Raw genomic sequence first — 15,199 nt, 5'->3', positions numbered from 1 at the left:
TATGCCGCTTGATAACGATAGAAGGGTAATATTAATCATCTCTAAGGATTGCTAATAAAAAGTAACTGATGACAAACAGGTAAGACCGACATATCGAAAACCTGATAGGGCGGATGAGTTTATAACTCGTGTCAACGATAAGGACGATATGTGCGAAGTTCATCAAGGCTCGAAACCCAAGCGTTTCAATTATGAAGCCGGATATACGAACGCAAACCTATCACTGTCAAAACGCTATTTTTTATATTGCAATATTGGAGGAGACCATATACACGCCCTAGTAAGTTAAATGAAATTATAATGCTAAGCGTAGTTTTTTTTGGGCAAGAGTAAGTTGAGTCCCCTAACCTGTTTCTGGACAAAAACGAGTTAGAGCCGAAGGACGGCTCTGTACCATGTATAGTGATAACAACACCCTGCTAAGCCGCAGAAACGGAGTTGATTGTTTGATAGCTGCCAGTACAATTAAGTATTTAGGAGCCTCATCACATAATTGCATTCCCCAGCCTTTATTTCTATGTAGGGCTAAATAAACTAATCAGTGTTTAAGGCTAAAGAGAATGTGATTTTTCTGTCACTAACTTCTGCACTTAATTGCGCATCAATTGCTTTACTAAGCGTTTTAGCGATTGATAACCCCAATCCAAAGTTATCATTCGATGTTCTTGAAGTGTCTTTTTGCCATAAAGGGTCAAATAATTGGTCTATATCATTATCACTCAAAGGTTCAATAAGGGAGTTAGTAACTGACAAAAATAAAAGTTTTTCTTTTGAAATCATTGTCGAAACTAAAATTTTTGAATTTAGTGGGCTGTATTGTTTCGCGTTGTTAACTAAATTACTAATAATTGATTCGAGGGCAAACAAGTTGCTCATAATTGCTGGTGCATTCTCATTCAACTCCAAATTTACACGCGATAAATTATGGTTTTCCAGTACTCTAATAATAACTTGATTTAAATCACAAGCATCTTGTTTGATTAGCTTACCATCACTGTATTTATGTAATAGCAATAAGTTCGAAACGATATTTTTAAGCCGTAAGCTTATTTTCAATGCTTCAGGCTTAAAATCCTCATTGAGTTCTATCTCATTTGGAAACCTGATAGCAACTTCTGCCATATTTATAAGTTCGGCAATGGGCGTTTTTATTTCATGGGCAATATCGGATGTAAGTCGCTTTTCCCTTAGGTAAAGTTGTCTATTCTCTTTAATAAAAGCATTTAAGCTTTCAACAATAGGCAAGAGCTCTTTAACTGGCTCTTGTATAAATATCTGTGAGCCTTCACTGGTAATACTTAACTGACTGATATCTTGGTTGAGTTTAATTAATGGCGCAAGTGATGTATCTATCGCCTTCCTGACAAATAATCGAATAAATACAATAACTGTAATTATGGTGACTATAAAAATAACGTCAATCAACCAAAGTACAAAATCAACTTCCTCAGAAGACGCTGCATAAGCTAAAGTCAGTGGCTCATCATTTGTTTTTTTATATGTGTCTACTGATGTATTGTCTTTTTCTTGTGGTATAAAACGACTATAAAACACTCGACCATCTCGGCCATCAGGTAATTGTAAAAGGCGTATTTTTGATTCGCCAATCTCCAAGTCTTCAAATGGTAAGTTTTTAACCTTAAATAAATCTAAACTTTTGGAGCGAGTGAAAGTGCCTTCTTTGCTCCATATTTGAAAGTACTCAGGCTCTATCTCCCCTGCAAACTCGGGCATAAACTCACTAGAAAAGTTAAACGAAAAACCTTCATTAGTTTTATGTACTAAGGTCATTAACATACCTGCTTTGGATTGCAGGCTGCGATCAAACTCATTATCTATCCAACTATCAACAGCAATGTCGGTTGCCAACAAAATGCATAAAACAAAGCTAGTTATAGTTACCGAGAGTGTAACAACTAATTTACTGCGAATAGATTTCATTATTGTCCTTGTACAATATAACCAAAACCACGTTTGGTCTGAATTGGCAGCTCCCCTCCTGCAACTCTTACTTTTTTGCGAGCAGATGATAAATGGGCTTCAATAGAGTTCTTTGATATCAAATCATATTGCCCTGCAAGGTAGGTACTTAGCTTTTCTGCACTAAACACTTTATTTTGATTGCTAAATAAACATTCGACAATTTTGTACTCATTGGGTGTTAAGTCAATAACATTGTCAGCAACTTTTAGCAGTTTTAACTGTAAATTCAGTGCTAAATTATCAATGGTTATGATATCACTCATCATCTTCAATCCTCCACGGCGCATTAAATTTAGTAGTCGAGCGTGGAGCTCATCAAATGAAAAGGGTTTAGTAAGGTAATCATCCGCTCCTGTTAAAAGCCCTAAAACACGGTCTTCAGGTTCTTGCTTAGCTGACAAAATTAAGACTTTAGAATCAAGCTGTTTGGTTCTTATGGTTTGCAATAAAGTAATACCATCAATACTTGGTAACATAATATCAAGTATTATAAGCTCATACTCACCTGTCATCGCCATACTGAGCCCTTGTGCACCATCACCGGTGTCATCAACCGCAAAGCCTAAGTTTGCTAGGCCAATTCGTAAACTACGTCTTAGTGACGCTGAATCTTCAATTATTAATAACTTCATGTGTTACTTATTCACCTGAAATGCATCTTCATCATTAGGTTACGCCATATAGCTTGAGTTTTCTTAGTCTAGCCAATATTAAGTTTAGACTCAGGGTTTCTTAAGTTTCGATTTTTAGTATTGCTGCAATTATTAAGGTCGAGCACAACTATGACAGCAAATACTTCCGTTTTAAAACCCTTAGTCCGTTTTACTATTATATTAATATCAATCTTTATGACTTCTCGCATTGCTTTATTGATTTGGCAACATTCAAGATTAAATGAAGATGATATATGGCCGGTCATATCAGGGGCAATCAGAATAGACTTAAGTAGCATTGGATACTTAGCAACTATTGGAGTTTTTATATTAATACTGCATGTAGTTGCACGCCCTAAAACAGAGCTGTTCCAGCGTGTTTTTACACTTTACGGTAGCGTCGTTGCAACTGTAGTTATTATTGTTGAGGCATCAACACCTGCATTCATCAATCAATATGATGTAAGGCCTAACCGATTATATATTGAATACCTTGATTACCCACAAGAAGTCTTCTCAATGTTAGTGCATGGCCATCTTTTAGCAATGCTAAGTACATTGCTTTTGGCTACGTTAACAAGCGTTTATAGCTATCGCCTTTTATGTAGAGCATTCACACAACCACAGTCACTGAAAAAAGCATCCAATTTATCCATTCTAATGGCTGCTTTAATAATCTGCTTATTTGCTGCCAGAGGTACATTGAGTCACCGGCCGCTTAACCCTGCATTAGTCTATTTTTCTCAAGATTCACTAGTAAACTCACTTGTTCTTAACTCCACTTACAGTGTTGCGTTTGCGCTGAAAAACATGGGTAACGAAAAAAGTGCCAGTAATTTGTATGGCACAATGCCTCGTCAACAAATTATAGATACGGTCAAAAAGGCTTCTTATCGAAAACAGTTTGTCGCTGGAAATATTCCAACCTTGGCGCACAACAAGCCTTTTGTGTCTGGTGTTAAAAAAAACTTAGTTATAGTACTTGAGGAAAGTTTAGGTGCCCGATTTGTTGGAGAACTTGGTGGGTTAGATATTACACCTGAACTTGATAAGCTATATCAACAAGGGTGGGGGTTTGACAACCTTTATGCTACGGGCACGCGCTCCGTAAGAGGTATTGAAGCAATTACCACAGGTTTTACACCATCACCATCTCGCTCAGTAGTTAAACTATCTAAATCACAGCATAACTTTTTTTCACTAGCGGATGTATTGAGTCTAGAAGGTTACAAAACACAGTTTATCTACGGCGGTGAAAGCCATTTTGACAATATGAAAAGCTTTTTTCTAGGAAACGGGTTTAACGATATTGTTGACATCAACCATATTGAAAATCCCCAGTTTATCTCCTCTTGGGGGGTCAGTGATGAGGATTTATTCAATCAAGCAGATAAAGAACTGACTAAATTAAGTAATTCGACAGAGCCATTTTTTAGTCTTGTATTTACTTCTAGTAATCACGATCCGTTTGATATACCAAAAGGCAAAGTATCGCTCCCCAAAGGACATAACCCTGAAAACTATAAACGCGACCTTGCAATTAAGTATGCCGATTACGCACTAGGGAAATTTATAAATAAAGCAAAAACACGGTCGTACTGGGAAAACACCGTATTTTTGGTTGTGGCAGACCATGATGTTCGTGTTTTTGGCTCTAAACCTGTCCCTTTGAAGTCTTTTCATATACCCGCTGTTATTTTAAACAGCGGTATGAAAAGTAAACGCGATCCAAGACTCGTTAGTCAAATTGATCTACCTGTTACTTTGATGTCACTTTTAGGAATTGACCAAGCAACCCCTATGCTGGGCTTTGATCTAACTAAAAGTTATCCAGTTGAACGCGCAATGATGCAGTACTACGACAATTTTGCATACTTAGAAAATGATCGCGCTGTTATCCTAATGCCAAATCAACAAACCAGCTATTGGCGCTATAACAAACAAACCAAAATACAAGAAAAAAATGAACAGCAAAACGTTGATCAAACGTTGGCTGAAAAAGCACTCGCTCATGTGTTATTTAGCAACTTAGCTTACACCGAGCAGCTTTATCGTTTAGCTGATAAAAGCAGTGATAAGGAATAACTATGAAAATTGCCTTTAAAAGATTTAGTATTTCGTCTTGGCGAGTAAGTTACAGCCAATTTGTTTGCTTAGTTTCAATGTATATCGTTATCGCGTTTAATGGCTTGTTTTTATACAATACTTTTATGGCTGCAACACAGTCAGGGCATATAAATTGGCTTTTTATCGCGTCGATCCCTTTATTGCTTTTCTCATTGACTGTTTTAGTTTTAAGTTGGTTGTCCTTAATTACTTTTGTTAAACCTATACTTCTATTTAGTGTTTTAGTTTGCTCATTGTTGTTTTATTCAACACTTAATTATGGCGTTATTTTTGACAAGAGCATGTTACAAAATATTGTTGAAACAAATTCAGGTGAAGCATTTTCATACTTAAACTTTCAGCTTGTGTTATTTATTTTTTTATTGGGGGTTGTACCTACTTACTTATTTTCCAAGTTCACAATTATTGGGAGTTTTAGAGTACGTTTAAAAAGTTTTACGAAGCTAAATCTATCAGCTTTGCTCTGTTGTGCCTTAATCGCTGTACCCTTTTACAAAGAGTACGCTTCTGTTGGCCGCAACAACCGACAGCTAACAAGTTATATCACCCCGTTTTCATTCTATACAGCGGGTTATAAATACTTGAGGGATAATTACTTTTATCCACCATTACCTTTCAAGGTACTCGATAATTTGCCCACTTTAAAAAATAAAACGAGCACTTCGCTAACTGTAATGGTTGTCGGGGAAACAGCTCGGGCGGCTAACTTTTCACTACAAGGCTATAGTAGAGCAACGAATGCTTATACTCCCAAGTTAGGCGTAAAGTATTTTAGTGATGTTTCATCATGTGGAACGGCGACGGCTATTTCAGTCCCCTGTATGTTTTCACGACTGAAGCGCAAAGAATATGATTCTCGGCTTGCTAGTAGTCAAGAAAATGCTCTAGACATTATTCAACGTAGTGGTGTTGAAGTAACATGGATTGATAATAACAGCAGCTGTAAAGGAGTGTGTGCTCGCATCAAGTCAGACAACATTGAGCCGAATAAAGAGCATCCGTTATGTGATGGTCATTACTGTTTTGATGAAATATTAGTTACGAAACTAGCAGACAAGATAGCGACTAGTAACGCTAAACATAAATTGGTTGTTCTACATATGATAGGTTCACATGGACCAACTTATTATCGTCGTTACCCTGAACACGAAAGTTTGTTTAAACCTGATTGCTCTCGAAGCGATATTCAGAACTGTAGTACAACTGAACTAACAAACACATATGATAATACTATCGCATACACAGACAAGGTGTTAAGCCAGTTGATAAGAGTATTACAAGCAAGTAACGAAATGGAAAAATCACTCTTGTATGTGTCAGATCACGGTGAGTCACTTGGTGAAAAAGGCTTATACCTTCATGGGTTTCCTTATGCATTAGCACCAATCGAGCAAACTCATATCCCAATGATTTTTTGGAGTAATAAGCTCGCTAACTCTAAATTTAATGATTGTATTGAGTTACAACGCTCAAAAGTATTTTCACACGACAATATTTTTGACACTTTACTTGGCTTAACTCAAGTAAGCAGCAGTCAATACCAACCTGAATACGATATTTTTAACGCCTGTAAGGCCCTAAGTCTATAAAGAGAGTTTCCAATGCAATTTGATAGTGCAAATAAGCCGTCAGGTATTAATCGAGTAGTTTTAGCTTTTAAAAATTCACAGCGTGCATTTAAATGGCTTGCTAAAAATGAAGCTGCTTTTAAACAAGAGCTTTTTTTACTCGCTTTATCGCTAACTATAATTTCGATTTGGCAGATAGGTATTTACGAAAAGGTCATGCTACTAATCTCTGTTTTATTTGTGATATTCGCAGAGGTTGTTAATACAGCAATAGAAGCAACAATAGACAGAGTTGGCTTAGATATTCATCCATTGTCAGGTCTCGCTAAAGATTTAGGCTCCGCAGCAGTATTAATTGCGCTATTGATATGTTCATTCGTCTGGATTGCTGTATTTATAAGCTATATTGGTTATTTTTAAAATTTATCCAATCTCAATGATCGCTTATCGCTCATTTGAGACCGTCGCCTAAACTCGTTTTGGGGCAGAAACGAGTTATAAGCCCTACTTTATTTGAGGGAATTAGTGTGTGGTAGCCCTATTTGGATTTAAACATTAAATGTTAACCCTCCAGTACAACTGATGGGCCTATTCAAAGAACACCTAACCATTAGCTTTTACGCCATTTAAGCCAATCTTGTTCAAGTTTACGCATACCGCCTGGGTAGGCTTTCAGTGCAGGCATTGGCGTTTTTTTATCACAGCGTTGCTCACTAAACTGAGTAAATAGCGTATTTAATGTTTGCCTGCCTTTAGAACTGGACATTAAAAATTGAATAAACTGTCGTGAGTTTTGATAAAGCGAATTGCGACTACTTCCATTCCAATCAGCGTCAGTAGCATTAAATAGTTTTGTTAGGCTTAAATACTTACCACTTTTGTAGTTTTTTCTTGCGACTTTAATCTGGCGAGATGTGGCCAATTGAAATTGGCTTTTGTCATTCAGTTGCTTTAAATACAAGGGGGACTCAAAGTACTCTGCTAGCCCTTCATTAAACCAACGCGGGGTTGAACCAAATTGACCGGCATTCATTACATGAACTGATTCATGCACAGCAGTCCTAAACGCTTGCAGGTCATTGTGATGCAATACCGCTGCGACATTATGCCTGCTTGAATAGAATCCTTGGCTCGCACTGACTGAATTCGAGTATTTACGCTGTAAGTCTTGATAAGCATCAGCGCTTCCAGCAAGGATTAAGTCGATTTTAATCGGTAGTAATTCACGTTTGGGCAAAAACTGACGAAACTCTGCATCAATGTGCTTTAAGGTGGTAGTGAGTTTATTGCGCAGAAATGGCGGCGGATTGGTCGCAATAGAATTAATCTCAATATCAAAACTATATTGCGGTTCTGAATACTGGGTTAGCAGGCTTTTCTTACCTGCTGCAGCGACATCGGAAAAATGAGTAATGCCTTTATCGTCTACCCAAGTATAGATACCGTTATCCCGTTTCTTAACCTCTAGCCCTTGAGTTACTGTTAATGAACCGCAAGCACGGTGTTGTTCTGAAGACATTTCGAATTCATGGTGCTCAGTTGAGCGAGTTTTAATCGTTTGGGGTAATGGTGATATGTCGCTATTTGACGTTAATGATTCTGGAGTGTTCTCTGTTACGGTAAAGAAATCACTAAGAATAGGAATGCTAATCCATTGGCCATTGTAATGACTGACGATGAAGCCTATGACAGCGATTAAAGTAACCGTTAACGCAAATCGACTTAAACGGCTTTCCATAGCCTAAAACCCTCTTATAATTCATAGCCTTATAATATCGAATTCAGTATATCTGGTAATATTGGTTGCTTCAAACTGTTCATTACACAATGACTTAAGGGCCTTTATTGACAAGGGATTGTTAGGCTGGACACAAATTAACTGGATATCAAACTTAATGTTGAAAGTTTTAATGATCAAGTAAGACACACATCAGGTATTAAAGTGGAAAGCTCACTTCAAAAAAGTGATTAATCTGCAGATTCTCAACTGCTAGTTTGCATCCGGTTTAATTCAATAAAACCAAAACTATTACAATTTTTTATTGTTAACGGTTTTTATAAACACATTATGCATTGAATTTGCCGATTAAGATGTGACTTTTAATAGCTTTAATCGTGCGGAATTTGCTTAAATGCGAGAAAATACGAAAAAATATTGTCATAATATGTCGAAATAAATTGATTCGTCTTTTTGTACATTTCCAACGACTTAGATAAATATTTAGAGAATTGACATATTTAGTTACATTTTACTAATTTTAGTCATTGATTCATTTTATTTTTAAAAAACTCTCCGAAACGGCCATGATAGAAATTCGATTTTCCCGACGAAATCAACGTAAAAAACAAATTCAACGTGTGCATGTGATGTATTAAATAAACATTAACATTCGTTAACTTACTGTCAGAAGTTGATTTTTTGGCATAATCACCTAGTTGCGGCTCCTATCAAAATGCTTCACCATTCCCTTGTTAAATTTTTAAATCCATTTTGTAATATTAAAAAATTGATGTTTTTATGAGACTGCGGTTTGCTGCATTATTGCGGCGAGTAACCCTCGATAATCTCACGAAACCAACTAAACTGCAAGGTGTTGTTTTTTTGTTGTAGCAATTAACTTTTAGGATTCGTTGATGAGTAACAAGAGAAGTGCAAATAAACATAGAGGAAGGCACGTCATTCGATTTTATTCGAAGAAGTCAGGTTGTGCCCTTCAGCTTGAATCATTTCTTGAGTGGATTTTAGCCCTACGTCTCGAAGTTAATCCTAATGTGCTGTCCTTTGCTGCGCAGCCAGAAAGCATGCATCTTGAAATGCTAGGCAAAAATTGTCGATTTACACCGGACTTTTTAGTGAAGTATAAAAATGGACATGAAGCATACATTGAAATCCATCATGAAAAATTTTCGACTGATGAATACATCAAGAAAGTCTCTTCCTTTAATGATTATGCTTTGCGCACCACCGGCTTAGGTATTGAACTCATCGTCGCTAAAGATATTAATGAAATTGAACTACATAACCTTAAATTATTAGCTGCTAACTACCTGTTAAAACCCTCATTCCGACCTGAGCAATATTCGTTGCCCGATACCATTTCATTTTCAGAACTTATTGCTGAGCTAAAAGCCTTTACGGAATACCCAGCATCGGAAGCGTACACCCTACTCACCTCAGGTGTTTATGAATTTAATGAAGCAGAACTCATTAGTGCGAATTCAATTTTACAACGAGTAGGCAATTAATCATGTACGGCTACACGGTTGGCACAGAGTTTAATACTGAACGTGGGGGCATCCAGCAAATTATTGCGATGACGCCTAATAATGTCGTTTTAAGTGGTGAGAACTCTGCAGAGCAAGAGCAACTATTAGACCGCAAGCTATTTGAACACGAAATTAATGAAAAACGATTATCAATGCGGCTGCCAATTACTACGCCCATTGAACTAACTGAATACCAAAAAGAATTTGCAAGCGACAAATTGAAATACATGCACGTGATGCATGACATTGTAGAGGAAGGTCATCGCCCTTCAACTCATAGCACTTATTTAAAAGTGATTGAGACAGTGGAAAAGCTTCACCCTGAAACGATGTGCAATAAACATCCAGCCTGGAAGACACTCTGTAAATACTGGAAGCGTTTTGTAAATTCTGATTTTGAAGCAGAAGCACTGGCTTGTAAGAAACGAGATTGTCGAACGCGCTTAAATACTGCTACTGAAAACTTCTTGTCAGTGTTTATTGGTAAAGCTTTTTCTAATTCAAATTCGAATGTAGTTAAGAATTACTATCGCAGTTATACACGTCAAGCCAAAAAGGCAGCCGTTGAAAATGAAAATATTAAAATTGTATCGCAGCGCACATTTAGGCGCAGACTCAAACAATTAAATGAGGTTTCACTAAAATTGAACAACCCTAACTTGTCAGAAAAAGAGCGCAACAAACTGTCATTGTCATTGTGTTCGAGCATAAAAACACAATACGCATTACAGCGGGTAGAAGTAGACCGTGTTTGTTTGAATCTATGTTTAATTGATGATAACACACACTTTCCGACGCCCAGCATCTCTTTGTATCTAGCTATTGATGCTTATACCCGCGCTATCGTTTCAGTCGTTGTTGATTTTGGGGCTGAGAACAAATTAGGTGTCTTAAATTCTTTGCGCAACATTTTCATTTCAAATGAAAATTTACCTTACTCAGGGCGGCCTGAATCAATCGTGCTAGATAATGGGCCTGGTTACAATAATACATTAATCAAAAAACTGGCTGAATCATTGAGTATTAACCTTGTTCATTGTCCTTCTAATCATCCCGAAAAAAAGCCGTTTATAGAAAGTTTTAACCGAAATTTACGTAATAATTGTTTAAAAGGAACAGAGATAACCACCGCATCGGGTGAGTTTACCATTGGATTAAACTCTTATCTTGGAAAAAGAACAGACCACAAGGCGTTACTCCAAAAACGTCCCAAAGATGTTGCTAACCTACTTGTTAGCGATTTTAAACGGCTATTAAATACCTATATGGTTCACTATCACAACACTGTTCACCCATCTACGGGGAAGACACCGAATGAGTTGTGGCATGAATCTATGATTGAAACCCCTAGAGACCATTTTAACTACGAGAGCATTAAACACGCTTTTCACGTAGAGCTCTTTCGAGCAAGTAGCAAACTTCAATCCAATGGCACCGTGTATTGCCAAAAACAGATTTTTGAAAGCGAAGAATTAAGAGCCCTATATGGAACGCTCAAAGACTTCGGTCGTCATCAATCACCAATTGTAAAAATCTACTTTGACAAATACGATGCACGTCAAGTGACAGTGGTTGCAACTCACCCTGTAGATAATACAAAAATTGAAATCATTGCTCGAAACGTCAATGTCTTTAAGAATGAGGACCCAATTTCTTTTGATGATCTCAATGGTCACCTCTCAGTGACTGCAAACATTGATATAAATGACATTATCGATCCAAAAACTCCCAATGCACTTAACATTGAAAAGTTTTGCCCTGTATCGAAACGCCGTTCTCCAAAGAGAGGGCCTTCAATTCCAAGTTATGAAGCTAATAACATGCTTGACTTGAATACAGAAGAGCGGATTACAAAGTCTCAAAAAATCACAAAAATGAAAGATGTCGACGTGCTGGCAAATATCCCGCCCCCTGAACCGGAATCAGAATTAGAGCCTACCTCTCTACCTGAAGATAATAGCCAATTAGTCAGTGAGGATTTGTTGGAAGACAATGTTAATGACACTGGTTTGAATGTGTTTGAAGATGATGACGATGAAGGTGAGGATGTTTGGTAATGCATGATTCAACCGTGGATATATCAGAAAACCTCATCTATAAAAGCGCCAAAACTAAGAAGATTATTGAGTGTATCAAGCTTGTTCACAGTATGTATTTTAATGAATCATGCACTAAAAAAGCGTTACTTATCTATGGCTCGTCCGGAGAAGGTAAAACGTATTTATTGAAAGCGTATCAACAATTATTTAATCCAGTTAAGACCCTTGAAAAGAAGACTATTCCTGTTTTTTATTACGCTGTGCGCCAAGGTAAATCCAGTGTGAATGACCTCATGAAAACGTTGATCTCTGCTTTAGGTGGGCCAATGTTAAGAGGGAGACCGCATTCAACTGAACTGGAAATCCAATTGATTACCTTGCTCAAAGAGCATGAGGTAGAGCTTATTATTTTGGATGAAATACAAAACCTATCTACAACCTATGATGGCATTCTCTTTCAATCTATTATCAAATACCTTTGCTGGTTAATTGATGAAGAAGATATTCGATGCTCTATTGTTTTTTCAGGCAGTAAACTTGCCTCTAGGTTGATGGCGTTTGGTGATAACAATAAGCAGCTTGATGATGACGAGCAACTCTCACGGAGAATGTTACGTCCTATATCACTAAGGCGCCATGTACCTAAAAAGAAGTCATGGGTACTCTGCGTTGATTGGTTTCTTAGGCAAATTATTGGGCCGGTATTAGACAGTAAAAACCTATTGCATCAACAGTTCTATTTTCGAGTCTATATAGCCTATCAAGAGAGAAGTATGAGTACCTTGAACGATTTGTTCATGCAAGAAAACTGTATGAAGAGTCATGATTTAGAGTCGCTATATCAAGCATTGAGTATCAATTTCAACCTGTATTGCAAAGGAGCTAAGAACCCTTTTACTAACTTAGATGATACCCAATGGGTAACCCAAAAGATTTCAAAAGTTATGGCGGAATATACGTTAGAGCAGTCTAAAAAAACAAATCAAAAAAATGAAAAAAATGCAAAAAATGCAAATTAGTATTAAACCCACAGCTATCGTAAAAGAAGCCCCTATTGGTTACCTACTTCGTTTAATCATACGCAATGGGTTAACGAGAGCATCTGCATTAGTGAATGATGCCCAGTTAAATCGAATTATAAAAGGTATTGACTCTAAAGTGCCTGAAATTGATTTGTTACTGCCAAAGGGGTTTAATTTATCAAGTGTTCAGAGCCCCCTGTTTAACTTATCGCTTCAACTTACGCCAAAAGTTTGCCCAGAATGCATTAGAGAATCTGCGTATTATCGTAATATATGGCAAAACCCTTTTGAATCATACTGCCGTATACATAAGACTGACTTGATAAGTCACTGCTCTCATTGCGGTTCACTCCTAAAATTTGAACCTGCTTTGTTACAAGCAAGATGTACAAACCCAGCGTGTCATCGGCCACTAAAAGCCGAAAGTAGTGAACACCTACATTTATCACATGAACAAATAAGTGATGTTTTATTGGCTGCTCATCTCTTTGAAAATAGCGGCCCAATCAAATCCAGCAAATACCCTCGTATACCAGATTTCCAACACGCCCTAATACTGGGTTACTCATTGCTAACAGATATTGGCATTGCGAAAAATTGGGCGCGCGATTCTATTCTTTCAATATCTGGGAATTACCCTAAAAACATTGCTAATGTCGATATAGAACGCTTATTAGGTCAGTTAAAAACAAATTGGCCCACCGTAGAGACGTTAAAAAACGAAACAAAACAGTTTCACATAAGATGCTTATCAAGTGTGTCAGAAGTTTGGTTATCAGCTAACGAAGCATGTAGATTATTAGGCGTTACTATTGAAGGTCTAGTTAAGTTAGCGTCAGTAAGCCTTATCCGCGCGCAAACGAATGCAAGACTATCAATTAAATCCATTGTTGATATATCACCCTTATTCACGCTGTTTTCCACAAATCAAATGTCACCTGCAATGGAACCGCTGTCTTCTTATCAGCCTCTTTTATGGAGAAATGATGTTGAAATACAAGATGTCGTTATTGCGGTTCATCAACGTAAGCTTGTCTGTGGCTATCATCCTGGGAAGTCGTTACTGGACTCTATTTATTGTGAAAAAGAATCACTGCAAAGCTTTGCAAAAGAACATTTTAATAGCATGAATGAACGCATGGTGGATATAGATAAAGCGATAAGAATTACCGGTGCTTCTCGAGAAGAAATTTTAGCGTTTAGAAAGCGAGGAATGGCACGTATTCCAAAGTGGGCAGGATTTAATAGTGATAAACTAGTTGATTTTAATGATGTTCTTAATATTAGAAAACTTAAAAACCAACTTACTTTGGAGTTTTAAATTGACCTAGTACAACTTAAACAGCTATCAAATCTTATTGTAGTTTTATCATGTGGTGCTTGTTGAAGTTAGAAGTGATGTAATCAATCGTACCACTACAAAGGAAACAAGTTTATGAGTAAGAAAGTTATCTATATAGACATGGATGATACTCTGTGTGATTACGCAAGCGCTCACAAACTAGCGTTAAAGTTAGCCCCTAAAATTCTATACCCTCAAAGTCAGGCAGGTTTCTTTCACAACTTGCTACCAATAACTGGTGGTATTGAGGCTATGGAACAGCTGTTAGCATCTGAACGTTACGACCCATTTATACTCACAGCACCTTCGGTTATGAATCCACTTTGCTATACAGAAAAACGAACCTGGGTAGAGGCTTATTTAGGTATGGAATATGTACATCGCTTAATTATCTCCCCAAGGAAAGATTTACTTAAAGGAGATTTTCTTATCGATGATTACAATGAAGGAAAAGGACAGGAGGCATTTACAGGTAAAGTCATACACTTTGGTAGCGAAGCTTTCTTGGACTGGAAATGCGTAAGAGATTTCCTTAGAGTTTGAAACTTGAATAACGGGTGTAAGCATAATAATCAAAAGGTTAGCCTGGGTGACTTTACAAAGTAATCTGCCTAATGAGGCAATATTGAGTTACTCCATACAGTAACACACTATCAGAGAGTATTAGTTTAGAGCTATAAACATGCCATTGTAGCGGTTAATGAAAGTTGGCCTCTACTTAAGAGTAAAGCTAACTTATTAATGAACATTAAAGGGTTAGAAGTATCTAATTAAAGTTGACAGCTTGAACTCTTGTTATATGACGCCTTCAACACGTTTTTCTTTTGTGCCAAATGTCCCCAGCCAGACAAATAAAAATGCAAAAGCCATATATTTAAATACAAAAGCATAAAAGCCCCAATCCTCACCTTGCACCGAAGTATATCTACTCGATTCAGCTATACCCGTTGAAAACGCAGTATAAACTTTATGCAAAAACGGAGCTGATATAAATAAGCAAATTATTCTAATAGGCCAAACCCATTTGGCTTTAATATATAGCTTCATTAATTTCACAGGCCTCATAACACTCCCAATTATTCAGGCATATAACGTTTTAGTATTTATGCGTTGCGTTGTTTGCAAGGCATAAATCGCTTGTTGAACGAAGCCGCTCCGCGGCAGGAAAATAAAAGCTCACCTTTATTAACCCATCTTA

12 protein-coding genes are annotated in these 15,199 nt (G+C 37.2%); 8 read left to right on the top strand and 4 right to left on the bottom strand.

The features are described 5' to 3' along the window. Positions 1 to 534: 534 nt before the first annotated feature. Both L2735_RS02725 and L2735_RS02720 read right to left on the bottom strand, forming a co-directional pair. The gene (locus L2735_RS02725) at positions 535 to 1,941 is read right to left on the bottom strand and encodes a sensor histidine kinase (protein ID WP_248983235.1); all 1,407 of its coding nucleotides are present in this window, start codon (positions 1,939 to 1,941) and stop codon (positions 535 to 537) included. Further along, entirely contained in the window at positions 1,941 to 2,615 is a 675-nt protein-coding gene (locus tag L2735_RS02720) for a response regulator transcription factor (protein WP_058429029.1), read from the bottom strand. The genes L2735_RS02725 and L2735_RS02720 overlap by 1 nt, the downstream gene beginning before the upstream one ends. 150 nt (positions 2,616 to 2,765) lie before the next feature. On the opposite strand from L2735_RS02720, the gene L2735_RS02715 reads away from it, so the two are divergent. The 3 genes from L2735_RS02715 to L2735_RS02705 are packed head-to-tail and all read left to right on the top strand — an operon-like array spanning position 2,766 to position 6,751. Further along, positions 2,766 to 4,721 carry an LTA synthase family protein gene (locus tag L2735_RS02715; RefSeq protein WP_248983234.1) on the top strand — a complete coding sequence of 652 codons (1,956 nt, stop codon included), beginning with the start codon at positions 2,766 to 2,768 and terminating at the stop codon, positions 4,719 to 4,721. A gap of 2 nt (positions 4,722 to 4,723) precedes the next feature. Further along, on the top strand, positions 4,724 to 6,352 hold the full coding sequence (locus L2735_RS02710) for a phosphoethanolamine transferase (RefSeq protein ID WP_248983233.1): 1,629 nt from the start codon (positions 4,724 to 4,726) through the stop codon (positions 6,350 to 6,352). 12 nt (positions 6,353 to 6,364) lie between these two features. Continuing rightward, the gene (locus L2735_RS02705; protein WP_248983232.1) at positions 6,365 to 6,751 is read left to right on the top strand and encodes a diacylglycerol kinase; all 387 of its coding nucleotides are present in this window, start codon (positions 6,365 to 6,367) and stop codon (positions 6,749 to 6,751) included. 190 nt (positions 6,752 to 6,941) lie between these two features. On the opposite strand, the gene L2735_RS02700 is transcribed toward L2735_RS02705, so the two are convergent. Further along, complete coding sequence (locus tag L2735_RS02700; protein ID WP_248983231.1) at positions 6,942 to 8,069, bottom strand: hypothetical protein; 1,128 nt, start codon at positions 8,067 to 8,069, stop codon at positions 6,942 to 6,944. Between the two features lie 896 nt (positions 8,070 to 8,965). Between L2735_RS02700 and L2735_RS02695 the strand changes: the two genes are divergently transcribed. The 5 genes from L2735_RS02695 to L2735_RS02675 all read left to right on the top strand — a co-directional run bounded on the left by L2735_RS02695 (position 8,966) and on the right by L2735_RS02675 (position 14,544). Next, the gene (locus tag L2735_RS02695; RefSeq protein WP_248983230.1) at positions 8,966 to 9,577 is read left to right on the top strand and encodes a TnsA endonuclease N-terminal domain-containing protein; all 612 of its coding nucleotides are present in this window, start codon (positions 8,966 to 8,968) and stop codon (positions 9,575 to 9,577) included. Positions 9,578 to 9,645: 68 nt separating this feature from the next. Continuing rightward, positions 9,646 to 11,655: a hypothetical protein gene (locus tag L2735_RS02690; protein ID WP_248983229.1), complete on the top strand. Its 2,010-nt coding sequence runs from the start codon at positions 9,646 to 9,648 to the stop codon at positions 11,653 to 11,655. Beyond that, positions 11,655 to 12,656 carry a TniB family NTP-binding protein gene (locus L2735_RS02685; RefSeq protein ID WP_248983228.1) on the top strand — a complete coding sequence of 334 codons (1,002 nt, stop codon included), beginning with the start codon at positions 11,655 to 11,657 and terminating at the stop codon, positions 12,654 to 12,656. The genes L2735_RS02690 and L2735_RS02685 overlap by 1 nt, the downstream gene beginning before the upstream one ends. After that, positions 12,637 to 13,980 (top strand): TniQ family protein, encoded by a 1,344-nt coding sequence (locus L2735_RS02680; protein WP_248983227.1) that lies wholly within the window; start codon positions 12,637 to 12,639, stop codon positions 13,978 to 13,980. Before L2735_RS02685 ends, L2735_RS02680 begins: the two co-directional genes overlap by 20 nt. A gap of 114 nt (positions 13,981 to 14,094) precedes the next feature. Next, positions 14,095 to 14,544, top strand: coding sequence for a 5' nucleotidase, NT5C type (locus tag L2735_RS02675; RefSeq protein WP_248983226.1), 450 nt, complete (start codon positions 14,095 to 14,097; stop codon positions 14,542 to 14,544). A gap of 252 nt (positions 14,545 to 14,796) precedes the next feature. Here L2735_RS02675 and L2735_RS02670 read toward each other — a convergent pair whose 3' ends face one another. Then, positions 14,797 to 15,066, bottom strand: a complete 270-nt coding sequence (locus L2735_RS02670; RefSeq protein WP_248983225.1) for a hypothetical protein — start codon at positions 15,064 to 15,066, stop codon at positions 14,797 to 14,799. Positions 15,067 to 15,199: the final 133 nt, after the last annotated feature.

The organism is Shewanella olleyana (assembly GCF_023283825.1).
Lineage (GTDB): Bacteria > Pseudomonadota > Gammaproteobacteria > Enterobacterales > Shewanellaceae > Shewanella > Shewanella olleyana.
The sequence above is the reverse complement of the archived record's forward strand: the minus strand, read 5'-3'. Positions and strand labels throughout refer to the sequence as shown.